This window comes from Hydrogenophaga laconesensis (genome assembly GCF_031457235.1).
Taxonomy (GTDB): Bacteria; Pseudomonadota; Gammaproteobacteria; order Burkholderiales; family Burkholderiaceae_C; genus Hydrogenophaga; species Hydrogenophaga laconesensis.
This window is the reverse complement of the sequence record NZ_JAVDWE010000003.1, coordinates 95,986-121,158: the sequence shown is the minus strand read 5'-3', so window position 1 is coordinate 121,158 and position 25,173 is coordinate 95,986. Positions and strand designations below refer to the sequence as shown.

Annotated in this window: 21 protein-coding genes; 5 read left to right on the top strand and 16 right to left on the bottom strand. The window is 65.9% G+C overall.

Going from position 1 to position 25,173, the window contains the following annotated elements; genetic code table 11:
- Nucleotides 1–43: 43 nt before the first annotated feature.
- The 3 genes from J2X09_RS07210 to J2X09_RS07200 all read right to left on the bottom strand — a co-directional run bounded on the left by J2X09_RS07210 (nt 44) and on the right by J2X09_RS07200 (nt 1,972).
- Nucleotides 44–574, bottom strand: coding sequence for a GNAT family N-acetyltransferase (locus tag J2X09_RS07210; RefSeq protein WP_204732414.1), 531 nt, complete (start codon nt 572–574; stop codon nt 44–46).
- Nucleotides 571–1,092: an Mpo1 family 2-hydroxy fatty acid dioxygenase gene (locus J2X09_RS07205; RefSeq protein ID WP_204732415.1), complete on the bottom strand. Its 522-nt coding sequence runs from the start codon at nt 1,090–1,092 to the stop codon at nt 571–573. Before J2X09_RS07205 ends, J2X09_RS07210 begins: the two co-directional genes overlap by 4 nt.
- Nucleotides 1,093–1,174: 82 nt before the next feature.
- On the bottom strand, nt 1,175–1,972 hold the full coding sequence (locus tag J2X09_RS07200; RefSeq protein WP_204732416.1) for a hypothetical protein: 798 nt from the start codon (nt 1,970–1,972) through the stop codon (nt 1,175–1,177).
- A 33-nt stretch (nt 1,973–2,005) separates the two neighbouring features.
- On the opposite strand from J2X09_RS07200, the gene J2X09_RS07195 reads away from it, so the two are divergent.
- Nucleotides 2,006–4,276, top strand: a complete 2,271-nt coding sequence (locus tag J2X09_RS07195) for an ATP-dependent DNA helicase (RefSeq protein WP_204732417.1) — start codon at nt 2,006–2,008, stop codon at nt 4,274–4,276.
- Nucleotides 4,277–4,285: 9 nt separating this feature from the next.
- Here J2X09_RS07195 and J2X09_RS07190 read toward each other — a convergent pair whose 3' ends face one another.
- Nucleotides 4,286–5,602 (bottom strand): hemolysin family protein, encoded by a 1,317-nt coding sequence (locus tag J2X09_RS07190; RefSeq protein ID WP_204732418.1) that lies wholly within the window; start codon nt 5,600–5,602, stop codon nt 4,286–4,288.
- A 9-nt stretch (nt 5,603–5,611) separates the two neighbouring features.
- On the opposite strand from J2X09_RS07190, the gene J2X09_RS07185 reads away from it, so the two are divergent.
- On the top strand, nt 5,612–6,448 hold the full coding sequence (locus J2X09_RS07185; protein ID WP_204732419.1) for a symmetrical bis(5'-nucleosyl)-tetraphosphatase: 837 nt from the start codon (nt 5,612–5,614) through the stop codon (nt 6,446–6,448).
- A 46-nt stretch (nt 6,449–6,494) separates the two neighbouring features.
- On the opposite strand, the gene J2X09_RS07180 is transcribed toward J2X09_RS07185, so the two are convergent.
- From J2X09_RS07180 to dcd, 4 genes are all read right to left on the bottom strand, one after another.
- Nucleotides 6,495–7,967 (bottom strand): DEAD/DEAH box helicase, encoded by a 1,473-nt coding sequence (locus J2X09_RS07180; RefSeq protein WP_204732420.1) that lies wholly within the window; start codon nt 7,965–7,967, stop codon nt 6,495–6,497.
- Nucleotides 7,968–8,044: 77 nt separating this feature from the next.
- Nucleotides 8,045–8,950, bottom strand: a complete 906-nt coding sequence (ypfJ, locus tag J2X09_RS07175) for a KPN_02809 family neutral zinc metallopeptidase (RefSeq protein WP_204732421.1) — start codon at nt 8,948–8,950, stop codon at nt 8,045–8,047.
- A gap of 71 nt (nt 8,951–9,021) precedes the next feature.
- Nucleotides 9,022–10,122, bottom strand: a complete 1,101-nt coding sequence (locus tag J2X09_RS07170) for a fatty acid desaturase (protein ID WP_310307865.1) — start codon at nt 10,120–10,122, stop codon at nt 9,022–9,024.
- A gap of 69 nt (nt 10,123–10,191) precedes the next feature.
- Entirely contained in the window at nt 10,192–10,758 is a 567-nt protein-coding gene (gene dcd / locus J2X09_RS07165) for a dCTP deaminase (RefSeq protein WP_204732423.1), read from the bottom strand.
- Between the two features lie 143 nt (nt 10,759–10,901).
- Between dcd and J2X09_RS07160 the strand changes: the two genes are divergently transcribed.
- From J2X09_RS07160 to J2X09_RS07150, 3 genes are read left to right on the top strand one after another with little or no spacing between them, the layout of a single operon-like run.
- Entirely contained in the window at nt 10,902–11,504 is a 603-nt protein-coding gene (locus J2X09_RS07160) for a GbsR/MarR family transcriptional regulator (protein WP_204732424.1), read from the top strand.
- A 25-nt stretch (nt 11,505–11,529) separates the two neighbouring features.
- Nucleotides 11,530–12,900: a cytochrome ubiquinol oxidase subunit I gene (locus J2X09_RS07155; protein ID WP_204732425.1), complete on the top strand. Its 1,371-nt coding sequence runs from the start codon at nt 11,530–11,532 to the stop codon at nt 12,898–12,900.
- A gap of 19 nt (nt 12,901–12,919) precedes the next feature.
- On the top strand, nt 12,920–13,930 hold the full coding sequence (locus tag J2X09_RS07150; protein ID WP_204732426.1) for a cytochrome d ubiquinol oxidase subunit II: 1,011 nt from the start codon (nt 12,920–12,922) through the stop codon (nt 13,928–13,930).
- Here the strand turns inward: J2X09_RS07150 and J2X09_RS07145 are convergent.
- The 8 genes from J2X09_RS07145 to J2X09_RS07110 all read right to left on the bottom strand — a co-directional run bounded on the left by J2X09_RS07145 (nt 13,921) and on the right by J2X09_RS07110 (nt 25,154).
- Nucleotides 13,921–16,431 (bottom strand): response regulator, encoded by a 2,511-nt coding sequence (locus J2X09_RS07145; protein ID WP_204732427.1) that lies wholly within the window; start codon nt 16,429–16,431, stop codon nt 13,921–13,923. The two genes, J2X09_RS07150 and J2X09_RS07145, sit on opposite strands and share 10 nt — an antisense overlap.
- A gap of 203 nt (nt 16,432–16,634) precedes the next feature.
- A complete protein-coding gene (locus J2X09_RS07140) occupies nt 16,635–17,333 on the bottom strand; it encodes an N-acyl amino acid synthase FeeM domain-containing protein (protein ID WP_204732428.1) in 699 nt (232 codons plus the stop codon).
- A 996-nt stretch (nt 17,334–18,329) separates the two neighbouring features.
- Entirely contained in the window at nt 18,330–19,613 is a 1,284-nt protein-coding gene (gene guaD, locus J2X09_RS07135) for a guanine deaminase (protein ID WP_204732429.1), read from the bottom strand.
- A gap of 75 nt (nt 19,614–19,688) precedes the next feature.
- Nucleotides 19,689–20,783, bottom strand: a complete 1,095-nt coding sequence (locus tag J2X09_RS07130) for a BMP family ABC transporter substrate-binding protein (RefSeq protein WP_204732430.1) — start codon at nt 20,781–20,783, stop codon at nt 19,689–19,691.
- Nucleotides 20,784–20,855: 72 nt separating this feature from the next.
- The gene (locus J2X09_RS07125; protein WP_204732431.1) at nt 20,856–21,866 is read right to left on the bottom strand and encodes an adenosine deaminase; all 1,011 of its coding nucleotides are present in this window, start codon (nt 21,864–21,866) and stop codon (nt 20,856–20,858) included.
- A gap of 12 nt (nt 21,867–21,878) precedes the next feature.
- Complete coding sequence (locus J2X09_RS07120; protein ID WP_204732432.1) at nt 21,879–22,901, bottom strand: Rieske 2Fe-2S domain-containing protein; 1,023 nt, start codon at nt 22,899–22,901, stop codon at nt 21,879–21,881.
- A gap of 127 nt (nt 22,902–23,028) precedes the next feature.
- Entirely contained in the window at nt 23,029–24,174 is a 1,146-nt protein-coding gene (locus tag J2X09_RS07115; RefSeq protein WP_204732433.1) for a BMP family ABC transporter substrate-binding protein, read from the bottom strand.
- Nucleotides 24,175–24,233: 59 nt separating this feature from the next.
- Nucleotides 24,234–25,154, bottom strand: coding sequence for an ABC transporter permease (locus tag J2X09_RS07110; protein WP_204732434.1), 921 nt, complete (start codon nt 25,152–25,154; stop codon nt 24,234–24,236).
- Between the last annotated feature and the right edge of the window lie 19 nt (nt 25,155–25,173).

Here is a 25,173-nt window from a genome sequence, read left to right as displayed (position 1 = left end):
CAATAGTTACATGAAACTCAGGGCAGCGCGCATGTGCCCGGAATCAACCCTCGATCGGGCCGGGAATTGCGGCATCGGGCGGGCGCACGTCGAATGCCTCGTGGTACGTCACCGCCCCATGGGGCAACACACCCTGGAACGCGAGCGCCTGGAAGTACTCGGGTGGAACCCCTGGCAACAGCAGCCCCGGCTCGGCGCGGAAACCGAAGCGGCCGTAGTACGCCGGCTCGCCCAGCAACACGCAGCCACCGGCGCCCAGTTGCCGCAGGCGCAGCAGCGCGGCGCGCATGAGACCGCTGCCCACGCCCTGCCCTTGTCGAGCGGGCAGCACGGAAATCGGCCCCAGGCCGAACCAGTCCCGCGTGCCGTCCGACACCTGCACCGGTGACACGGCGACGTGGCCGATCACTTCGCCATCGCGCTCGTCCACCAGCGACAGCGTCAGTCGCTCCGCAGCGCGCAGGGCGTCAACGATGAGGTGTTCGGTGTGGCTGCTGTGCGGCGCGTGCTGGAACGCGGCCGCCGTGAGCGCGTGGATGGTCTCGACGTCGCCGGGCGACTCCGGCCGGATCACTTCGCGAGCGCGCGGCCCGAGCGCACCGGCCCGGCCCGCGATTCGACCACCGCCTCCACCTCACGGCGCAGGCCCATGAGGAATGCGGCCTCGGCCACGACGAACAGCGGCCCGGTGATCAGGCCCATCACATCGTCGACGAAAGCGGGCTTGCGCCCTTCGAAGATGTGGCCAACGAACTGGATCACCCAGCCCACCACGAACAGGCCCACGCCAAAGGTGGCCCACAGGCCCGTGGTCCAGCCGGCGGTGGCGTGCGCCACCGCGAGGCAGGCCGCGAGCAGCACGCCCATGACGATGCCGAAACGCAGGTCCAGCCGCAGGTAGTAGAGCGTGGCGGCCATCACGGCCAGCAGGGCCGCCGACAGCGGCAACCCCGCCACGTCGAACACGGGACGCGCGAGCAACACCACGATCGACAGGACGATCATGGGGATGCCGACGAAATGCGTGACGATGTTGCGACGGTCGCGGTGGTAGGCCGCGTACTGGCTCAGGTGGTCGTTCAGGGTCTTCATCGTGGGTCTCCTGCGGCACGGACAGGTCAACATCATCGCCAGAGTCGGGCCAAGGCGCCAGTGGGGGTTTCTCGCAGATCCGTCACAACAGCGACTGTGCCTCGTCTTCCAGCCGGACGGCCGGGCCGCTGCGGGCGAGCGACATCCACACATGGAAGGGCAGGCGTTCGACCGCACGGCGCGGCGCCTCTCGCGCCACCACCAGGCGTTCACCCTCCAGCTGCATCACGCCGCATTCGGGCGGCACTTCGTCGGGTGCGGCGATCGGGCGGCCCCGGGCGTCCTGCCCCAGCACGTACCAGCAGGCGCCTGCCAGTCCCAGGTAGGCCGCGCGCTTGGCGGGCTTCTTCAGGTCACCCAGCAAATCGGCGCGACTGACCTTGATCTCGTGGACCACGGGCTCCAGGTAGGCCTCCACGGTGGTGTGGCGCACCGAAAACACGTCGGGGCAGGCCATGCACCAGCCGTGCTCGGGCGCGACCGTGGCGGTCCCGGACTCGAAAGCCTGCAGCTGCAGGCGTGGCGGTGCCTCCACGGCCGCGTTGCCAGCGAGCAAGGCGCGCGGCAGGGCCACGCGCAACATGAGGCCACGCCAGGTGATCCGCCCGGCCTGCGCCATGGCCAGGGCCACGCGCTCCACCAACGCCTCATGCGGCGTGCGCGCGGCCTTGTTGCGACTGAACACCTCGGCCAGGCAATGGATGCCGGCATCGGTCACCCGAAGGCTCTCGAAGCCTTCGGGTGACACGCGACGTTCCAGCAGACCGGCGGCGAGCAGCTCGACCTCCAGCATGTCGTGACAGGGCCAGCCGGCCGAGCGGTAGATCTCGCGCAGGCGCTGGTGGTGGCGCCTCGTCAGCACCGGGTCGTTCTGGCTCATTCACTGACTATATATCCAGTACCATGGCAGGGTATGTCGGCCAACCCACCGTTCATCGAGACGACCGTCGCCACGGTGGCGGTGCGTGTGCTGTGCGCGTTCGCCGCCAAGACCGGTGACCTGGACCTGCGCTTCACGCCCGCGCCCAGTGCGCAGGACGGCATCGCCGGCCACACCACCGTGACCGCGCGCCGCGCGCCGGGTTACCAGCGCGAGGTGCCGCTGAGCGCACGCTTCGGCGAACTGCGGGTGCAGGGCCGCGCCGATGGCTTCGACCCGGCCACGCCCCGGCTAGAGGAAATCAAGACACACCGCGGTGACGTCACGCTGATCCCCGGCAACCACCACGAGCTGCACTGGGCGCAGGCGCGCGTGTACGGCTGGATGCTGTGCGAACAACTTGCGCTGGAGCGCATCGAGCTCGCGCTGGTGTACTTCAACATCGACAACGGCCAGGAGACCGTACTGCCGGTCTGGCACAGCGCTGCGGACCTCAAGGCGTTCTTTGAATCGCTGTGCGCACGCTATGTGGACTGGGCGCGCGCGGAGACCGCGCACTGCGCCGCTCGCGACACCGCACTGCAGTCGCTGGCTTTTCCGTTCGAGGGATTCAGGCCCGGCCAACGCGAACTCGCTGCGGCGGTCTACCGCAGCCACGGCGCCGGTCGCCACCTGCTCGCGCAGGCGCCCACCGGCATCGGCAAGACCATGGCCACGCTGTTCGCCACGCTGCGAGCCGCGCCTGCACAGGGCACACACAAGGTGTTCTACCTGACCGCCAGGACGCCCGGCCGCCAGCTCGCGCTGCACGCCTTGCAACGGCTGCGCGCGCATCCGCTGCGCGTGCTCGAACTCGTGGCGCGCGACAAGGCCTGCGAGCATCCGGACAAGGCATGCCATGGCGAGTCGTGCCCGCTGGCGCGGGGCTTCTACGACCGACTGCCCGAGGCACGCGAGGCCGCCGCTCAATCCGGTTGGCTCGACAAGGCCTCACTGCGCGAGATCGCGCAGCGACACGATGTCTGCCCCTACTACCTGGGACAGGACATGTTGCGCTGGAGCGATGTGGTGGTAGGCGATTTCAACCACTTCTTCGACCTGAGCGCACACGCCTGGTCGCTCACGGTGGGCGACGACCTGCGCGTGGGCGTGCTGGTGGACGAAGCGCACAACCTCATCGAGCGCGCACGCCTCATGTACAGCGCCGAACTGCATCCTGGCGCCTTCCACGCGGTGCGCCGGTCCGCACCGGCCGCACTGAAGAAGGCCATGGACCGCCTGCACCGCCAGTGGAGCGCACTCGCACGCCAGCACACACACGACCACACCGTGCTGCCCGGGTTGCCGGGCGCCTTCATCGAAGCGCTGCAACGCCACCACGTTGCGCTGTCGGACCACCTCGTGCACACCCCCGAAGGTGCGGCCGGCCTGCAGGACTGGATGTTCGAGGTGCAGCGCTTCCTGCGCGTCGCTGAAGTGTTCGGCGATCACTCCCTGGTGGACCTCGCACACCCGCACCGCGCCTCGGGGCGCGTGCGACATCCGGTCATCACCCTTCGCAACCTCGACCCCGGCCCGCTGCTGCAACCGCGCTGGCAAGCGGCACACAGCGCCACGCTGTTCTCCGCCACGCTCAGCCCGATGGACTACGTGAACAACCTGCTCGGTCTGCCAGAGGACACCGCGCGGCTGGACGTGCCTTCGCCGTTCGACCCGGGGCAGCTGCAGGTGCGTGTGACACCCCACCTGTCCACCCGCTATGCCGACCGCGCTGCCTCGCTCGACAGGCTGGTGGACGTGATAGCCACGCAATACGGCGAGCGGCCAGGCAACTACCTGGCCTTCTTCAGCAGCTTCGACTACCTCCAGCAGGCGCTGCAACGCCTGCAGGCCACCCATCCCGCCTTGCCCGTGTGGGCGCAGTCGCGCGGCATGGGCGAAAACGAACGCGAGGCCTTTGTGGCCCGCTTCACCGAGAGCAGCCATGGCATCGGTTTCGCGGTGCTGGGTGGTGCCTTCGGCGAAGGCATCGATCTGCCGGGGCAGCGCCTCATCGGCGCGTTCATCGCCACGCTGGGCCTGCCCCAGGTCAACCCGGTTACCGAGCAGTTGCGGGCGAGGCTGCAGACCCGCTTCGGGCGGGGCTACGACTACGCCTACCTGTTTCCCGGCCTGCAGAAGGTGGTGCAGGCCGCCGGCCGCGTCATCCGCGGGCCGCAGGACGAAGGCGTGGTGGTGCTGATGGACGAACGCTTCGCACGGGCGGAAGTGCGGCGCCTGCTGCCTGCGTGGTGGCAGCTGTGAGCAGGTGGCTCAGGCACGCGGCGCGTCGTCTTCGTCTGGCTCGGGGTCGGGCAGACGCGTGATCAGCACCTGGTCGATGCGTCGGCCGTCGAGCACCAGCACCTCGAAGCGCCAGCCTGCGCTGTCGATATGCTCGCGGCGGCCCAGCAGGTGCCCGGCCACCGTCTGCATGAGGCCGGCCACGGTGTTGTAGCGGGCCTTCTCCTCGTCGGGGAGTTCATCGATGCCCAGGCGCGACTTCAACTCGGCGACCGGCATCGCGCCATCCACCAGCCAGGCACCGTCCTCGCGCTGCGTGGCCCAGGCGTCCACCGCAGCGCGGGGCGAGAGTTCACCGGTGATCGCCTCCAGCATGTCCAGTGGCGTCAGCAGCCCCTGCACCACGCCGTACTCGTCCACCACGAACACGATGCGCGTCGAGCGGGCCCGGAATTGTTCCAGCAGCTCCATGCCGCTGAGCGTCTCCGGCACGAACACCGCCGGCTGCACATGGCGCATCAGCGGTTCGCTGTTGCCTTCCGCCTGCAGGGAGAGCATGCGCGGCACATGGATCACGCCGACCACGTCGTCCAGCCCACCCCGGCAGACCGGGTACCACGAATGGCCGGTGGTCCACGCCTTCTGCAGCGCCGCGTCCACGGTGTCCTCGGCGTCGAGCCACTCGATTTCCGAGTGCGGCACCATGATGGATGTGAGCTGGCGGTCGTCGAGCAGGAACACGTTGCGCACCATCTGGTGCTCGTGCTCTTCGATGATGCCGGCGTCCACACCCTCCTCCAGGCTGGCGTTGATCTCCTCCTCGGTCACATGCTGCACGGCGTTGGTGTCGATGCGCAACGCCTTGAGCACCCACTGCGTGGTGTTCGTGAGCAGCCAGACGAAAGGCTTGGCGGCCTGCGCCACGAAAGCCATGGGCGGCGACACCCAGCGCGCCACGGTTTCGGGATACAGCTGACCGATGCGCTTGGGCACCAGTTCACCGAACACGATGGTGATGAAGGTGATGACCGCCACCACCAGCCCGGTGGACAGGATGTTGGCCGTGCCCTCGGTGAGACCTTTGGACTCCAGCCACAGACCCAGGTCCCCGCTGAAAGCCGCCTCGCCGACGATGCCGTTGAGCATGCCGATGGAGGTGATGCCGACCTGCACGGAAGAGAGGAACTGCGTGGGATTCTCCAGCAGCTTGAGCGCGGTGACCGAGCCCTTGTCACCCGCCTCTGCCATGGCGGTCAGGCGCGCCTTGCGGCTGGAAGCCAGTGCGAGCTCGGACATGGCGAAAGCGCCATTGAGCAGCGTGAGAAAGACGATGAGGAGGGTGTCCATAATCGGCGGATGTCAATTTACATGATCGGTGATGTGCAGGGCTGCGACGCTGCGCTGGGCCGCCTGCTCGACGAAATCGGCTTTTCGCCCAGCCGCGACACGCTGTACCTGCTGGGCGACCTCGTCAACCGGGGGCCGGATTCGCTCGCGGTGCTGCGCCGGCTCATGGCGCTGGAAGGGGCCGCGCACGCCCTGCTCGGCAACCACGACCTGCACCTGCTGGCCACGGCCCATGGCGTGCGCAAGCCGCACCGCGGCGACACGGTCGGCGACATCCTCGGTGCCCCGGACCGCGATGCGCTGCTGGACTGGTTGCGCACCCGCCCCATGGCCCTGTCCGCGCACGGATGGTTGATGGTGCACGCGGGCGTGCTGCCGCAATGGGACGTGAAGACCACACTGGCTCTCGCTGAAGAACTCCAGGCGGTGCTGCGCAGCAGCGACTGGACCGCCTTCCTGCACGAGATGTACGGCAACGAACCCCCGCTGTGGAGCGACTCGCTGCGCGGCGCCGCGCGCCTGCGCGTCATCGTCAACGCCTTCACCCGGCTGCGCTTCTGCACCGCACAGGGCGTGATGGAGTTCGACACCAAGGACAGCGCGGGCGCGGCGCCCGAAGGCTTCATGCCCTGGTTCGACGTGCCGGGCCGGCGTACCGAAGGTGCGCCGATCGCGTTCGGCCACTGGTCGACGCTCGGCACGGTGGACCGCCCAGACCTGCAGGCACTGGACACGGGGTGTGTATGGGGTGGCTGCCTGACGGCGGCCCGCATTTCAGGCCAGCCTGGCAACGTGGAGCGCATCGGGGTGCGCTGCGAGCAAGCCAGCAAGCCTGGCAAACATTGAAGCGGCGGCCAGGGCCGCCTGGGAGGCTCGGGGTCTGGCAAGGTGCTCAGCTTTCCTGCGCGGGCGCCGGTGCGCTCTTGAACAGGGCCGGCACCTTGCGGCGCGTCTTGATGTTGGGCGAGGCGCTGCGGCTGGCGGGGCGCTGTGACACCTCCCACGACGGCGGCGCATCACTGGCCACACTCGGCTCATAGGGCTTGTCGAAAAGCGGATCGGCCGGTGCACGCGGCGCACGCGCGGGGCGCTGGTCGGCACGTGACTCGCGCGAACTCCGGCTCTCGCGGCTTTCCCGGATGGCGCGGCGCTCCAGATCCTGGCCATCGGCCTGCTGCCAGGCACGCTGGCCATCGTTGAAGCGGCCCGCAGGACGGCGGTCGGCCTCGAACTCCAGCGCTTCGAGCTCGAGCTTCTTGCCCAGCAGTTTCTCCAGATCGCCAATGAGGCGCGTATCGCGCCCGCTCACGAAGGAGACGGCCAGCCCCGATGCACCCGCACGCCCGGTGCGGCCGATGCGGTGGACGTAGTCCTCGGCATTGAACGGGATGTCGAAGTTGAACACCGCCGGCACGTCCTTGATGTCCAGCCCACGGGCAGCCACGTCGGTGCACACGAGCAGGTCCACGGCCCCCGTCTTGAACGCCTCAAGGGCCTTCAGGCGCTCGTCCTGGCTCTTGTCGCCATGCAGCGCGGCGGTGTTGAGGCCCTCGCGCTCCAGCGAGCGCGCCAGCCGGGCGCAACCGAGCTTGCTGTTGACGAACACGAAGGCCTGCTTGATGCCACGTTCGCGCAGGATCTGCTTGAGCACGCCACGCTTGTCGTCGTCCTCGACGCGGTAGAGGTGCTGCTCGACCGTGGACGCCGTGGCGTTGGAACGCGCCACCTCGATGGTCACCGGGTCCTGCAGGTAGCTATTGGCAAGACGCTTGATCTCGGGCGAGAAAGTGGCCGAGAACAGCAGCGTGGTGCGCTGCTTGGGCAGGTAGCTCAGGATGCGCTGCAGGTCGGGCAGGAAACCGATGTCGAGCATGCGGTCGGCTTCGTCGAGCACCACATATTCCACCTGGTTGAGCACGCAGTTCTTGGCCTCGATGTGGTCGAGCAGGCGCCCGGGCGTGGCCACCAGCACCTCGACACCTTTCTTGAGTTCGGCGGTCTGTGGCTTCATGTCCATGCCACCGAACACCACGGTGCTGCGCAGGTTGGTGTACTTGGAATACAGCTTGACCTGCTCGGCCACCTGGTCGGCCAGTTCGCGCGTGGGCAGCAGCACCAGGGCTCGCACGGGATGGCGCGCGGGGGAGGTGGAGGCGTTCTCGTGCTTGAGCATGCGCTGCAGCAGGGGCAGCGTGAACGCGGCCGTCTTGCCGGTGCCGGTCTGGGCCGCGCCCATCACGTCGCGGCCTTGCAGCACGACCGGAATCGCCTGCGCCTGGATCGGCGTCATGGTCGCGTAGCCCATTTCGGCCACGGCTTTTTCAATGGCGGGCGAGAGGGAAAGTTCGGAGAAGGATTGGGTCATTGGCGTCAAAGTTAGCCGCGTATTGTCGCACTTTGACCATTTTTCGCCCAAATCGGGGCCGCGGCCACCCCGCCGCGTCAAAGTGTGGCGGCCTTGAACGTGTCGCAGCTCTGGACACGGCCACTCTGCAGCCCTGCGTTGAACCAGCGCTGCCGCTGCGCACTTGTGCCGTGGGTGAAGCTGTCGGGCACCACATGTCCCTGACTCTTGCGCTGCAGGGCATCGTCGCCGATGGCGGCGGCCGCATTGAGCGCCTCCTCCACATCGCCCGGCTCCAGAATGGCCTTGTTCTTGTGGTTGTGGTAGGCCCAGATGCCGGCAAAACAGTCGGCCTGCAGCTCCAGCCGCACCGACATGGCGTTGTACTCTCGTTCGCTCACCCGCCGACGTGCCTGTTCCATCTGGTCGGTGATGCCCATGAGGTTCTGCACATGGTGGCCTACCTCATGTGCGATCACATACGCCTGCGCGAAGTCCCCCGGCGCGCCGAGCTGGCGGCGCAGGGTGTCGTAGAAACTGAGGTCGATATAGACCTTCTGGTCGCCCGGGCAATAGAACGGCCCCATGGCGGACTGGCCGGTGCCACAGGCTGTGGGCGTGGCGCCACGGAACAGCACCAGGCGCGGTTTCTGGTACTGCGCCCCGGCCTGCTGGAACACCTGGCCCCAGACGTCTTCCGTCCCACCGAGCACGGCAGCGACGAACCGGCCCATGTCATCGGTCGGTGCCTGCGTCGGCCCCTGGGTGGTCTGCACCTGTTCGGTCGGCGCCGACACGTCGCCCACCCCACCGAGCACACCCAGGATGGTCATGGGATTGATGCCGAAGATCCAGCCGGCGACCAGCGCGATGGCGATCGTGCCCAGGCCGATGCCGCGACCGCCGACCCGACGACCGCCCCCGCCGAAACCGCCCAGACCACCACCCGGGTCGGAGCGGCGGTCTTCGATCTGGTCGGACTGGCGGTTGTTTTCCCATTTCATGCATGACTCCTCGGCGGCCTGATACGGCCACGGGTATCCGCATTATGGGGTGGACGGGGCCCGGCAGCGCGTCAGGCGGCGGCAGCGCAAGGACTGGTCGGGCGCCCCTGGAAGTCGGTCCAGCAGCGCCGACCGAAGTCGTAGAGCTTGCAGCGCCGCGCGGTATCGAAATACCAGCGCCAGGAAAACGGCTGCACGATGATGCGCCCAGGCAGCGTGTCCTCCAGCAGGCGCTGCACGTCTTTCAGCTGGTAGAGCGGGATGCTCATGTCCACATGGTGTGCCGTGTGCTCCATGATGTGGTGCAGCATCGCGCCGATGCGAAGCGGAAACGTGAGGTGCACCGTGGTCGAGACAAAGGGGGCGGCACGCGCCCAGGCGGCCTTGTCGTCGTGCCACTGCACCGCCGTGTGCGTGTGGTGCACGTAGACCACGAAGCCGATCATCGCGTTCCAGAACAGGAAGGGCACCACAAAGCCCATGACCAGCAGCAGCCATGCCGACTGCCCCGTGGCCGACGCGATCGCCACCAGGCCGCCGATCCACAGCGCGGCCGACAAGGTCACGAACACACCGTCCCACACGAACTCCGCGCGGCGCGTGCCCATGTAGGTTTTGCGGGGGAAGAACATGCGGTGCCACCACATCTCCACCAGGTAGTACAGCGCGGGACCGAAGCCACTGCGATAGATGCGCTCCAGGGCACGGCGCGCGGGCGACAGCGCGGCGAATTCTTCGCGCGTGAGGGGCGCCCACACAAAGTCCACCCCCTTGAGGTTGGTGTACCCGTGGTGCACCACGTTGTGCCCCACCTCCCACAGGCTGTAGGGCGTGAGCGAGGGCAGCATGGCGATGCGGCCCAGCACGCGGTTGAGCCCCCGGTGCGGCGTGAAGCTCTGGTGGCAGGCGTCGTGGCCGATGATGAACAGTCGCCCGATCATGAAACCCGCTGCCAGGCCACACAGCAACTTGGCCCACACGCTCATGAACAGCACGGTGCCGGCCATCAGCGCGGCAAAGACGAGCCAGTCGAACACCAGCAGCGCGATGGCGCGCAGGGTGCGCCGCTCGACAAGCGGCGCGAGCCAGCCACGGATCACCTTGCGGTGAGGCAGGGGCTGGCCCACGGGAACGGGGTCTGGAGAGGAGAAGCCGGGCGGATTGCGTGACATGCCCGGCATGCTATCGGCCGTTTGTGACAGCCACCTTGACGTGGGTCAAGGCCGACGAACGGTCGTCAATCAGGCCTTGGGCAGCGTGACGCCCACCTGGCCCTGGTACTTGCCTCCCCGGTCCTTGTAGGAGGTCTCGCAGATCTCGTCGCTCTCGAAGAAGAGCACCTGGGCGCAACCTTCGCCCGCGTAGATCTTGGCGGGCAGCGGCGTGGTGTTGCTGAACTCCAGCGTCACATAGCCTTCCCATTCGGGTTCGAACGGGGTCACGTTGACGATGATGCCGCAGCGCGCATAGGTGCTTTTGCCGAGGCAGATGGTGAGCACGTTGCGCGGGATGCGGAAGTACTCCACCGTGCGGGCCAGCGCGAAGCTGTTCGGCGGAATGACACAGACATCCTTGTTGATGTCCACGAAGCTGTTCTCGTCGAAGTTCTTCGGGTCCACCACCGTGCTGTGGATGTTGGTGAACACCTTGAATTCGGGCGCGCAGCGGATGTCGTAGCCGTAGCTCGATGTGCCGTAGCTGATCACCTTCTTGCCATCCACCGCGCGCACCTGGTTGGGCTCGAACGGTTCGATGAGGCCGTGCTGCTCGGCCATGCGGCGGATCCACTTGTCGCTTTTGATGCTCATGGGGGGCGATTGTAGGGGTGGGGATTCCCACCCCTACCCAGCCGGCCGGGCCTCAAGCCCCGGTGCCGCCTGGATAACCCTCAAATCATTCCGAATTTTCAGTAATTACTGAAAATTCAGGCAGAAACCGTTACAGTCCCCGCATGCCACTACAAGACCATCTGCCTCCCCTCAACCGCGAGTTCGTTGCCCACTTCGGGGAAATGGGCAGCCGCTGGGGCATCAACCGAACCGTGGGGCAGATTTATGCGCTGCTCTTCATCTCACCCAATGCGCTCAACGCTGACGAGATCGCCGAGACCCTGGAGTTTTCGCGCTCGAATGTGAGCATGGGCCTCAAGGAGTTGCAGGCCTGGCGGCTGGTCCGGCTGCGCCACCAACCGGGTGACCGGCGCGAGTACTTCGAGGCGCCGGCCGATGTGTGGGAAATCTTCCGCGTGCTGGCCGAGGAACGTCGCCGCCGTGAGGTGGAGCCCACGCTGTCCATGCTGCGCATCGTGCTGCTCGAAACACCCAAGACCGAAGCCGAGCGCCATGCGCAGGCACGGATGCGCGAGATGCACGATCTGATCGACCGCCTCATGACGTGGTTCGACGATGTGCAAAAGCTCGCCCCCGAGACCGCCATGCAGTTGATGGGCATGGGTGCGACCGTCACCCGCGTACTCGAGCTCAAGGACCGGCTCACCGGCAAGGCTTCCACGCGCGCTGCGACACGCCCTGACAAGCTGCCCGACGCGGCGTGACCCCACAACCCCCACAGGAGACACCATGGACGCCCTGCTTCTGTCACGCATCCAGTTCGCAGCCAACATCAGCTTTCACATCCTGTTCCCGACCATCACGATCGCGCTGGGGTGGTTCCTGCTGTACTTCCGCATCCGCCACAGCAGGACGAACGACCCCGCCTGGGAAGAGGCCTACTACTTCTGGACCAAGGTATTCGCGCTGTCGTTCGCGCTCGGTGTCGTCTCCGGACTGGTCATGAGCTTCCAGTTCGGCACCAACTGGCCGGGCTTCATGGAGAAGGCCGGCAACATTGCCGGCCCCCTGCTGGGCTATGAGGTGATCACGGCGTTCTTCCTCGAGGCCAGCTTCCTCGGCATCATGCTGTTCGGCCGGGGCCGCGTGAGCGAGCGCGTTCACCTCATCGCCACCTTTCTGGTGGCCGCGGGAACCACCCTCTCCGCCTTCTGGATCCTCAGCCTGAACTCCTGGATGCAGACCCCCGCCGGCTTCGAGATCGTCGAGGGCAAGTTCATGCCGGTCGACTGGTTCGCCGTGGTGTTCAACCCTTCGTTCCCATACCGGCTTGCGCACAAGCTGCTGGCCTCGGCCCTCACGGCGTCCTTCCTGATCGCGGGCCTGTGCGCCTGGCAACTCATCAAGGGCAGCGCCACCGGGGGCACCCACAAGGCCTTGCGCACCGCGGTCATCGCCGCATCGGTCGCGATGCCCTTGCAATTCCTTGCAGGCGATCTGCACGGACTGAACACACTGCAACACCAGCCCGCCAAGATCGCCGCGCTGGAAGGCATCTGGCACACCGAGAAAAGTGCCCCGCTCACCCTCTTCGGCCTTCCAGACGAAGGTGCTCGCACCACGCACTACGCGGTGAAGATTCCCAAGATGGCCAGCCTGATCCTCGCTCACGACATGGACGCAGAACTCAAGGGCCTCAACGAGTTCCCGGACGCGCATCCGCCGGTGGCCCCGATCTTCTGGGCCTTCCGTGTGATGGTGGGCGTGGGCACGCTGATGCTGGTGGTGGCCTGGGCCACGGCCTGGATGCTCTGGCGCCGTCGCCATGGCACCACCTTCGAAGACCGCATCGCGCTGCCTCGCCCCGCGCTCTATGTGCTGGCGGGCATGACCTTCTCCGGGTGGCTGGCGACGCTGGCAGGCTGGTACGTGACCGAGATCGGCCGCCAGCCCTTCATCGTCTATGGTCATCTGCGCACGGCCGAAGTCGCCACCAGCGTGCCCTCTCCGATGATCGCGGTCACGCTCACCGCGTACCTGATCGTGTACGGCCTGCTGCTCATCACCTACGTCGGTGTGCTCAAGTACATGGCAGAGCACCCGTTCAAACATGCCCCTGAGGCGCCCCGGGGTGCCGAGCTCGGCAAGGCCGGCGTCTGACGCGAACGGAGACCACACCATGAACCACATCACCTGGGCCGAAGTGCTCCCCCTCATCTTCCTCGCCGTCATGGGACTGGCGCTGCTGGCCTACGTCGTGCTCGATGGCTACGACCTCGGTGTCGGCCTCCTCCTGCCGCTGGCCGAAAGCAAGGAAGAGAAGGACACCATGATCTCCAGCATCGGCCCGTTCTGGGACGCCAACGAAACCTGGCTGGTGCTGGGCGTGGGCGTGCTGCTGGTCGCCTTCCCGATGGCGCACGGCCTGGTGCTGCAGGCCCTGTACCTGCCAGTCGCGGTGATGCTCATCGGCCTGATCCTGCGCGGCGTGGCGTTCGATTTCCGCGTGAAGGCCCCGACCCGGTACGTCCCGTTCTGGAACCGCGCCTTCTTTTTCGGTTCGCTGCTGGCCAGCGCCTCGCAGGGATGGATGCTGGGCAGCTACATCACCGGCTTCGACAGCGGCTGGCTGGGCCTGGCCTTCAGCCTGGGCATTGCGCTCACCCTGCCAGCGGCCTACGTTCTGCTCGGCGCAGGCTGGTTGATCATGAAGACCGAAGGGGCGTTGCAGGCGCATGCGGTGCGCTGGGCCGGGCGCGTGCTGTGGCCCATGGGCCTCGCGCTGGTGGCGATCTCGGTGGCCACACCCCTCGTGAACCCGGGTGTGGTCGCGAAATGGTTCAGCGTGCCGGAGGTGTTCGGCCTGATGCCCATTCCCCTGAGTTGCGCCATTGCCTTCTTCGCGGTGCGCTGGGTGGTGACGCACCCCAATGTGGTGAAGGCCGGCTACGGCTGGGTGGTGTTCGCCTCGACCGTGCTGATCTTCGTGCTGGCCTTCTTCGGTCTCGCCTACAGCATCTTCCCGGACATCGTCATTGGCCGGATGACCGTGTGGGAGGCCGCCATCTCCACCGGATCGCTCACCGTCATCTTCGTCGGCGTGGCCATCACACTCCCTATGATCATTGCCTACACCATCTATATGTACCGGGTGTTCTGGGGCAAAGCGCGGGCACTGACCTACAACTGAACGTCGCCCAGGCCGTAGCTCACCAGGAGGGCTCGTTCGGATTCGACCATCAGCGCCTTCAACCGTTCCAGCCAGCCCGCCTCGGACGGCCAGGCCCCGTGCTCGACCGCGAGCGAATGCCGCCGGGCGGCCTCGTACACCGCATGCCCTCCCATCTCGCCATTGAGCCCCATCAGCGCGTGCAACGCCAGACGGGCGCCACGCAGATCGTCGAGAAGAAAGGCCTCCTCCAGGGCCTGGACAATGCGGCGCGCTTTCGCCAGTCCTTCGGGCAGGAGGCTCGCCATGATGTCCATCTTCCTGAGATGCCGGATGCGCCCCAGATCCAAAAGGCTTTCGTCGACCTGCGTCGGTTGCGGCGCCTGCACAACGCGCCCATCCACCACCGCGCAAGGCATGAGGACTCGGCTCAGCTCCTGCCGCAAGGCCCTGACATGGACGGGTTTGGAGAGAAATCCGTCCATACCCGCCGCGCGGGCAGCGACCCGCGCATCGTTCGAAGCATGGCTCGTCAGCGCAATCACGGGCATGCCCTGGGCCATTTCTCCCAACTGGCGCAACTGGCGCGTCGTCTCGATGCCGCCAAGGCCAGGCATCTCCAGGTCCATCACAATGACGGCCGGCCGGGCACCTGCCTTCACGCATCGCAGAACGTCAAAGCCTTGCCGGGCCTCCATCACCGAAATGCCCAGCTCTTCCAGATAGCCTTTGACGATGCTGCGGTTCATGTCGTTGTCTTCGGCCAGCAACGCGGTCTGGCCAGCAAAGGGCGCCAGATCGATTGCGGCCCCGCGCACGGGTTGGTCCTTGAGCAGGTTCACGATGGCTCGTGCCAACTCCGGCACGCCCCCGGACTTGCGCAGGAATCCGTCCATACCGGCTTCGCGGGCCTTCGCTCTGGTCCCTGTGTCGGCGTCCGCGCTGCGGGCCAGTACGGGTACGTGTTCATGCCGGGGCACCGCGCCCGAGCGCATCCGCCGCACGAGGCCATGACCATCGGGCATGGCCATCTCCAGATCGGTCACCACGAGGTCGTAAGGCACCAGCGAGGCCCAGGCCAGCATCTCCAATGCCTGCACCCCATCGCTGGCTTCGTCGACACAGCTGGTGCCACCCAGGGCCATCAGGTTCGCGCACGCCGCGCGGCGCTGCAGCAGATCGTTGTCCACCACCAGCACCCGGCAACCCCGCAGCAAGGTGTTGGCACGCTTGATGACGGCTTCGTCCTGCGCCGCCGCGTCGGCGCGTGACACCTCGGGGAACGACAGCGTGAACTCGGTGAACTCGCCGAGCCGCGACGCGCACGTGATCTCTCCGCCCAGGGCCCTCATGGCGCGGCGGCAGAACGACAGGCCCAAGCCCGTTCCCTCGGCCTTGCCCGAGGTTTGAAAATCTTCGAACAGATTCGCCATCCGCCCGGATGCGATGCCCGGACCGGTATCCCGCACGCGGATGTGCCGCGCGTCGACCGTCACCGTCACCCGGGCGCCCGGATGGGACGGCAAGTGGTACAGCGCGTTCTTGAGGAGGTTGAACAGGATCAACGTCAGCACCGTCTCATCGCCCTTGAACGTGAAGTCGGCCACCTCTTCGAAGCGTGTGCGCTCCCGTTGCACCTCGTTTTCATAGGCAAACTCGTGCACCGCCCTCTCGGCGCAGGTTGCCGCCGACAAGGAAGCAAAGCCGGACGAGTCGAGCGCGCGGGTGTTGAGCTGCTGCAAAGTGACCGAGATCGACTGCAAGCCCAGCCTCACCGCATTGCGCCCTTCCTGCAACACGCGCGCCATCGCCATGGTCTGTTCGACGGGAGACACTGGGTGACTTCTCATGTGCCCGGCGCGAAAGAGGTCACGTTCCAGCGTGTCGAGCACCTGCTGGATTTTCTGCATGGGACCACCCATCTCGTGGGCGATAGAGCCAGCGATGCCCGAGTAGATCTGCCGCATGCGGCGAACTTCCGATTGTTTCTGTACGTAGTGGGACAACGCGCCCGCGACCACAACGAGCAGACACGCAGGCATCCACACCAGAATGTTCAAAGAACTCTGAGCCTCGGGCGCCATCATTTGAAACGCCGTGAGGCTGAGTCCGTATCCGAGCAACAACATGCAGATGGCATTGCGCCAATCGGCCAAAAGAATCGTGAGGAATGCGCCCACCATCATGTTCACGATCGAGAAGACCTCTCCTCCGTTGCGCATGGCCGTGAAGGAAAGCAGAAACGACAGGCAATAGCAGACCACCACGTACGAATATGCGAGGTAGTACGGCTTGATCGGGGCGGGCCACCATCTTCGCAGCGCGAGGAAAAGACACAGTCCGGTCGCCACCAATCTCATCCCTATGTCGTCGTAACGTGGCGGAACGGCACCGGTGAATCTCAACAGGTAGAAGGCAGGAAAGGCGATACATCCCACCACGCCCACCCATTCGAGGAACGATCGATTCATGTCGTGATGAAGACGGTACCTCGCGAAAAAGCTGGCGATCGTGTGATTCAAATTGCACTCCCCTGGATGACTCGGTCGGATGCTAAGGGCGCATCAGCCACTCACACAAGAACATCGAACGGGGATTGCGCCCACGCCCAGCGGCTCAAAACCCGTTCGATGCGTTAAATCAGCTTCTCGCGACCGAATTTTGTTGACTGGTTCTTATCCAACAGGATTTACCCCAGCACAAAAATTCTTAAGTGGTGACGCATTCACGCTACCCGCAACGCAGGAAGAACGGGTTCTGCCAGCGCAGGCAGGGAAATACCCAGAGCCTGGGCCACATCGCGAACGTCGGCGTGAACCAAGGCATGCTGCAGACCGTTGTCGCCTTGAATGATCTTTTCGGTATGGAAGCCAATCCGGCGGTAGAGCCTGGCCATCAAGGGCGAGCAAGATGCGTGGAGATGCTCGGCATTGCTTGCCCTCGAGACCAGCTCTCGCAACGCGAGTGAGAGGCATTGCCGCAACAGTTCCTCGCTGCGATGCTCAGGCGCGACGATGAGGCGCCCCACCTCCCAACTGTTCACGCCGAAGCCTGCCTTCATCCGGGTCACGTCGCACCAGGTTTTTTCCGCCAAGGTGACACCCAGTCCATAGGGGATGAGGCGAATCGTTGCGATCACTTCCTGCCTTTTGGAGATCGCCATCACCAGGCCGATGCCGTCTTTGAACTCTTCCAGTGCCACAACGCCGGCATCCAGGTCCCGTTCAGCTTCAATGGGCGCGTACTTGCGCAAGTCTGCAATCACTGATCGCTCCGCTACCGTTTCCAGTACACGGATGCTCAGCCCCGTTGCGGCACCTTGCGATGTCGACGCTGAATACGACATGCCATGAGGCTTGGCGAGCACCCGTGAGCGCGGGGCGCGGTGGAAATGGTTTTGAGTTGCTTGTGCGGTTGCTTGCATGAAATTTCCCCTTGAAAAATTGAAAACGCCACATCGGCGCACGGGGATGATGGGCAAGCGCCCGGCTCTGAACTGAAGGGTTTTCAGGGAATGAAGATGGGCACTTGAGCGATCCAGTGGTGTAGCCGTCGATTCAATTCGGAATGGCGCGACTTGGTTCCCTCCATCCATCGACTCATTCCACTCGACCGCACGTCGCCTGACAAAAGACTTCTGTGGGCGCAGCACTTCTGTGCGTGGGGCTACCACAGGGGGTATGACAACTTCTTGCGTTGAACGGCATCCGTTTCCCTGCTTCATTCCGGAATTCGGTGTGCCCGCATCCCGAAACGCACAGTTCATTCGCAAAAGTCCCAACCCAAAACGCGCTTCCTAGACTTTCCCGCTTCCGCCATCAGAGGGACGGGCGGAGCAACAGGGAGCACGAATGAACCGCAACCAGCCACCGAGTGGGTTTCGGGCTGTACATGCGCAACCGATGCAGATGATGCGGGGCACGGCTGCGGAGCCAGAACGGGTAGGGGTATCCCGTTTCAACCGCCCCTAGAATCCGCCCCGGACCTTTGGTTCCCTGGGGGTCCCGTCTGAATCTCCAAAACGAAGACGATTTGCCCCAGCCTTGTGCTGGGGCTTCTTTTTCTGGCGCCGCTGTCTTCAGGATGCGCTGGAGGCTCGGTGGGCGGCCAAGCTGCCCGACGGGACGGTCAACGTGCGCAGCGTCTTCGGCAACGACATGGGGAGGTGGACCGTGGATATGCAGGGGAATCCGAATCTTGGCGCCCTCAACACCAACTACCGAAAAGCAGTCAAGAATTGAAGTTCAAATGCGCAAAGCCATGCTTGAAGAAGCAGGCCAGAGACGGCGCAGAAGAGGTAGTGCGAGGGCCCTACCAGCCGCGAGGCACCCAGACAAACACCAGCATTTAAAGGTGCGCCTGCCCACGGACCATGGCGACATGGCCACAGCTTCCCATCGCGCAGGTAGCACCGGGGTCCCTATAAGTTACGAGCGATCACCGTCCGTTTCACCACCCTGTCATCCCCCAGCACGATGAGCGCGAACAGCAGCTCGTCGAGGTTGTCCGCCTGCGAGGTCTTGCGCGCCAGCAAGGGCGTGGCCTTGGGGTTGAGCACAAGGAAGTCCGCTTCATGGCCGGGCTGCAGGTTGCCCACCACGCCTTCGAGGCCCAGCGCACGCGCGGCACCCGCCGTGTGCTGCCACCAGAGCTGGCCAGGCGTGAGGCTCAGGCCTTGCTTGGTCTGGCCTTCGCGGCCGATGCAGTACGCCGCGAGCATGGTGCGGAACGGCGAAAAGCTGGTGCCCCCGCCCACGTCGCTGGCCAGGCCGTAGCCCATGCCGGCTGCGTCCGCAGCGAGGTAGTCGAAGAAGCCGCTGCCCAGGAACTGGTTGCTCGTCGGGCTCACGGCGGCGGTGGTGCCGGTGGCGGCCATCAACTCGCGGTCGGCCTTGTCGAGATGGATGCAGTGCGCGTAAACCGCACGCTGCCTGAGCAGGCCGAAGTCACCATACACACCGAGGTAGCTGCGCGACTTCGGGAACAGTTCGGCGGCCCAGCGCACCTCGTCGAGGTTCTCGGCCACGTGCGACTGAACCCACACGTCGCTGTACTTCGCCGCGAGGTCGCCGGCACCACGAAGTTGTTCGGGCGTGCTGGTGGGTGCGAAACGCGGGGTGATGGCATAGCCCAGGCGCTCCACGCCGTGCCAGCGCTGGATCAGCGCTTCGGTGTCGATCAGGCTCTGTTCGGTCTCGTCGCGCACGCCATCAGGGCTGTGGCGGTCCTGCAGCACCTTGCCGGTGATGAAACGCAGGCCACGGGTACGGGCCGCTTCGAAGATGGCATCGACGGACGCGGGATGCGAGGTGGCGAAGGTGAGCGCGGTGGTCACGCCGTTGCGGGCGAGTTCATCCAGAAAGAAATCGGCCACCTCACGGGCGTGGTGCGCTTCGTGGAAGCGGGACTCGTGGGGAAAGGTGTAGTTCTCGAGCCAGGGCAGCAGGCCGGCAGCGGGCGCGCCGATCACGTCCGTCTGCGGGTAGTGCACGTGCATGTCGATGAAACCCGGAGCGATGAGCATGCCGCTCAGGTCTTCCACCGCCACGCCGGGGTAGTTGCCGATCAGCCTGGCGTGGTCGCCCACCGCACGCACCACCTGGCGGCCCTGTGCGTCGGGGCCAACGACCAGCAGGCCATCGGCGTCGTACACAGGACGCTGGTCATCGTCAAATCTCAGGAGGGCGGCACGGTAGGCTTTCATGGCGCGCAGCTTAACGCGTGAAACGCGCCGCCGCATAACGCACGGCCCATAAGGGCCATATCCGCCCCGAAGGGCTCAGCGGTCGACGGTGCCTTGCACGCCTTCGACCAGCCAGTTCATGCCCAGGATCTGCCCGTCGTCGAGCGCCTTGCCGGCCTCGATCGTGGTACGGCCCTGGTTGTCGCGCACGGCGGCGGTGCGCGGTGCGGCGAACACGGCCAGCCTGCCTGCGGCCATGTCGGCCTGGCGCGCCTGCACTTCGTCGCGCACCGCCGCAGGCACCTTGCTGCCGAAACTGTCGACGCGGATCATGCCGTCCTTCACGCCGCCCCACACGCTGCCGCTCTGCCATGTGCCATCGAGCAAGGCCTGCACGCGGCGGGTGTAGTAGTCGCCCCAGAGATGCGTCACGGCGGCGATCTGCGCATCGGGCGCAACGCGGCGCATGTCGGAGTGGTAGGCCACAGCCAGCTTGCCGCGCTCCTGCGCCGCGACCATGACGGCGTTGGAGCCGGTGTGAAAGGCCAGCACCTCCGCGCCCTGGTTCATCAGCGTCATCGCGGCGTCGCGCTCGCGCGGTGGGTTGAACCATTCGCCCAGCCAGACCACCTTCACCGTGGCGCGGGGGTTGACCGAGCGCATGCCCAGCGTGAACGCGTTGATGCCCTGGATCACCTCGGGAATGGGAAAGCCCGCGATGTAACCAGCCTGCGTGGCCATGCGCCCGGCGGCCACGCCGGCGAGATAGCGGCCTTCGTAGTAGCGCGCGTTGGCGGTGGCCACATTGGGTGCGGTCTTGTAGCCGGTGATGGACTCGAACTTCACGTCAGGGAACTCGCGCGCCACCTTGAGCGTGGGCTCCATGTAGCCGAAGCTGGGGGTGAAGATGATGCGGTTGCCTTGTTGTGCCAGGTCTCGGATCACGCGCTCGGCGTCCGCGCCTTCGGCCACGTTCTCCACATAGCGCGTCTCCACGCGGCTGCCAAGCGCGGACTGCACCGCCAGGCGGCCCTGCTCGTGCTGGCGCACCCAGCCGGCATCGGTGAGCGGCGCGACGTAGACGAACGCGGCCTTGAGGGGCGGTGTCTGCGCCTGTGCGTTGAAAAAGGGGATGAAAAAACTGGCGGCCGCCAGCGCGCACGCGCACCGGGCCACGAGGTTTTTGTACATGGTGTTCCTCTACATGGCTTCCGTGAATGAAAAAGCGAGCCGGGGAAGCACCGGGCTCGCTGGGACGTGATTTTAAGCCACCGCGTCGTCCAGCAGCGCCATCAACTCCGCGCGGCGCGTGGCGCTCACGAAGCTGGCCTCGAAGCTGTTGCGCGCCAGGGTGATGACATCGTCGCGCGACAGGTCCAGCGCTTCGACGGTCTGCACGAAGTTGGCATTCATGTAGCCGCCGAAGTACGCTGGGTCGTCGGAATTGACGGTGGCGCACAGGCCGGCATCGAGCAGGCGCTTCATCGGGTGCTGGCGCAGATCGTCCACCACGCAGAGCTTGAGGTTGGACAAAGGGCACACGGTGAGCGGAATGCGCCGCCGTGCCAGCTCGGCCACGAGAGCCGGGTCTTCGAGCGAGCGCACACCGTGGTCGATGCGCTCGGTCTTCAGGTCGTCGATGGCTTCGCGGATGTAGGCCGGGGGGCCCTCCTCGCCCGCGTGCGCCACCACATGGAAGCCGAGTTCGCGGCAACGCGCGAACACGCGCGAGAACTTGGACGGCGGGTGCCCCACCTCGCTGGAGTCGAGTCCGACGCCGATGAAATGCTGCCGGTACGGCAACGCCGCCTCCAGCGTGGCAAAGGCGTCATCCTCGCTCAGGTGGCGCAGGAAGCACAGGATGAGTGCTGCGCTGACGCCGAGTTCGGCCCGCGCGCGCTCACAGGCGCTGGACAGACCCTGGATCACGGTGGCCATCGGCACGCCACGCGCGGTGTGGGTCTGGGGGTCGAAGAAGATCTCGGTGTGCACGACGTTGTCGGCCTTGGCACGCAGGAAGTAGGCCCAGGCCATGTCATGGAAATCGGCCTCGTGCAGCAGCACGCTGGCGCCCGCGTAGTAAATGTCCAGGAAGCTCTGCAGGTTGGTAAAGGCGTAGGCATCGCGCAGCGCCTCCACACTGGGGTAGGGCAGGCTCAGGCCGTTGCGCTGCGCGAGTGCGAAGATCAACTCGGGCTCGAGAGAGCCTTCAATATGGATGTGCAGCTCGGCCTTGGGAATGGCGGCGGCGAGCTGGGCGGGGGTCGTGGTCATGTCACATCCTTTTCAGCAGGTGCCCAGTGCGATGCCCAGGCGATTGAGGTAACGGCGGTAGGCGCTGGAGACCCGGTCGGCGGGGCCATGCACTTCGGCCACGGGCGCGGTCCGGCCGACCGGCAGGGCGCGCGGCGTCTGCGACTCCACCACCGGACGGTCCTGGGCGAACACCGCGTCCTGGAAAGCGATGAGCTCCTGGTCGGTCGACGTGTCGCCCTGCGTGGACATCACGAACCAGGCGGTGCATATCTCATGCCCGTCGGGCCGGATGAACAAAGCGATGGCATTGCTCACCGGGTCGCCCTCGGTGGCGTCCTTGCGCAGGATCGCGGCGAAGGGATGGGGCACGTCGTAGCGGTAGGCAATCCAGGCACCTTCGTCCGCGCCGGCATACGCGCGGGGCTGCCAGGCGCGGGCGTCGCGCACCACCAGACCGGCCAGGCCAGCACCTTCGTCCACGACGCCGGTCTGCACCTGGGCGTGGCCGCGTTCGCCCAGCCAGCCCTCGTGCACGAAGCCGAAGTGGCTCAGGTCCAGGAAGTTTTCCACCAGGCGCGGCGCGCTGGTGTTCAGCTCGTAAGGCCCGCACAGCACGGTGCGCCATGCGGAGTCTTCGGCCGGCTCGAACGCGGGCGGCTCGATCTGCACATGGCCCAGTGCCTGGGACGCCGGCTGCAGGCGAACCCAGACCAGGCCATGGCGCTCGCGCGCTTCGAACGCCACGGCGCGATGACTGGCGGGTGGCACGAAGTCGGGGGCAGCGGGCACGTGCTGGCAACCGCCAGCGCCACCGAACTGCCACCCGTGGTACGGGCACTCCAGGCGCGTGCCGTGCAGGCCGATGAGCACGCGGCCCATCGACAGTTTCGCGCCGCGGTGCGGGCAGCGGTCCGCCCAGGCATGCACGCGGTGACCGTCGTGCGCATGTTCGCGCCACAGCACCAGCGCCTGCCCCAGCAGCGAACAGGCGACGGGCGTGTCCCGCACCAGGTTCGATGCCATCACGGGGTGCCAGAGTTGCTGTTCGATCATGGGGTCCATTCAAGCGCAAAGGGCTGCCTCCGGGCAGCCCTTCGTATCCAACAGGCACCGCGGAACCGGCTCCGCCGGGCCGCTGGTGCCGCCCCTCGAGGGGGTCGCGCCCTGCGCGGCAGCGGGATCAGTTCGGCACTTTGCCTTCGACGCCCTTGACGTAGAACTTGATACCGCCCAGGAATGCGTCGTCAGCCACCTTGTCGGCCGCCAGCACTTCCTTGCCGTCCTGGCCAACGATCGGGCCCTTCCAGATCGAGAAGCTGCCATCCTTCAGGCCGGCACGCACGGTGTCGACCTTGGCCTTCACTTCGGCGGGCACGTCTTCAGCTACGGACACCATGTCGATCGCGCCTTCCTTCACACCCCACCACACGCTGCCGGTGGACCAGGTGCCTTCCAGCACGTCCTTGGTGGCCTTGATGTAGTACGGAGCCCAGTTGATGACAGCAGAACCCAGGTGGGCCTTGGGGCCGTAGGCGGTCATGTCGGAATCCCAGCCGAAGGCGCGCTTGCCCATCTTCTCGGCGGTCTGCAGCACGGCCGACGAGTCGGTGTTCTGGAACAGGATGTCGGCACCGCCGTTGATCAGCGAGGTGGCGGCTTCGGTTTCCTTCGGTGGATCGAACCAGCCGTTGACCCAGACCACCTTGGTCTTGACCTTGGGATTCACCGATTGCGCGCCCAGTGTGAAGCTGTTGATGTTGCGGATCACTTCGGGGATTGGAATGGAGGCCACCACGCCCAGCGTGTTGGACTTGGTCATGCTGCCCGCGATCACGCCCGCCATGTACGCACCTTCGTAGGTGCGGCTGTCGTAGGTGCGCATGTTCTCGGCGGTCTTGTAGCCAGTGGCGTGCTCGAATTTCACGTCCTTGAAGTCGGGCGCGATCTTGAGCATGGGCTCCATGTAGCCGAAGGTGGTGCCGAACACCAGCTTGTTGCCCTGGCCGGCCAGGTCGCGGATCACGCGCTCGGCGTCGGCGCTTTCGGGCACGTTCTCGACGAAGCTCGTGACGACCTTGTCACCGAACTCCTTCTCGATCGCCTTGCGGCCGTTGTCGTGCGCGAAGGTCCAGCCGCCGTCGCCCACCGGACCGACGTAGGCAAACGCGATCTTGAGCGGTGCGGGCTTCGGAGCTTCGGCGGCAGCGGGTGCCGGTGCGGCGGGCGCGGCGGCCTCTTCCTTCTTGCCACAGCCGATCAGGACGGCGCTGGTCAGCGCGGTCAGCGCGGCGACCTTCATCAGGGAACGTTTGCTCAGGTCTGTCATGGATAACCTCTTTGTTGGGAAAGGGTGGTGCGAAAGCGGATGCTGAAAAAGCATAAAGATTATGCGCCCGGGTAGAACGGTTTTCCGATCGACGACGGCATGTTGATGCGGATCCAGGTCGGGTTGCGCGAGATGAGAACCAGCACGACGATGGTGGCGATGTACGGCATCATCGTCAGGAACTGGCTGGGCACGTTCACGCCAATGCCCTGCAGATGGAATTGCAGCATGGTCACGCCGCCGAACAGGTAGGCCCCAAGCAACACGCGTGCCGGACGCCAGGTGGCGAAGGTGGTGAGCGCCAGCGCGATCCAGCCCTTGCCGGCGATCATGCCCTCCACCCACAGCGGCGTGTACACGGTGGACACGTAAGCCCCGGCGAGCCCGCAGAGCGCCCCCCCGGCCATCACCGCCACCAGCCGGATGCGGCGCACCGGATAGCCCAGCGCGTGGGACGACTCGGGGCTCTCGCCCACGCTGCGCAGCACGAGGCCTGCGCGCGTGCGGTAAAGGAACCAGATCAGGAAGATCACCAGCGCCACGCACACGTAAACCATGGGGTGGTGGCGGAACAGCGCCGGGCCGATCAGCGGGATGTCGCCCAGCAGCGGAATCACGTGGCTGGTCTGCTCGGGCAGTTTTTCCTGCACGTAGCTGGTGCCGGCGAACGCGGAGAAGCCCGCGCCGAAAAGGCTGAGCGCCAGGCCCGTGGCGTACTGGTTGGTGTTGAGCCAGATGACGAGCCCGCCGAAGATGGCGGCCAGCAGCGCGCCGGCGGCCATGCCCGCCGCAAAGCCCAGCGTGGTGCTGCCGGTGTGCACCACGGTGGCAAAACCGGCCAGCGCGGCGCACAGCATCATGCCCTCGGCGCCGAGGTTGACGATGCCGGCCTTTTCGTTGATGAGCAGGCCCAGCGAAGCGATGGCCAGGACGGTGCCCGCGTTGAGCGAGGCGGCAACAAGAAGTGCAATGGATTCCATATCAAGACTCCCGACAGGC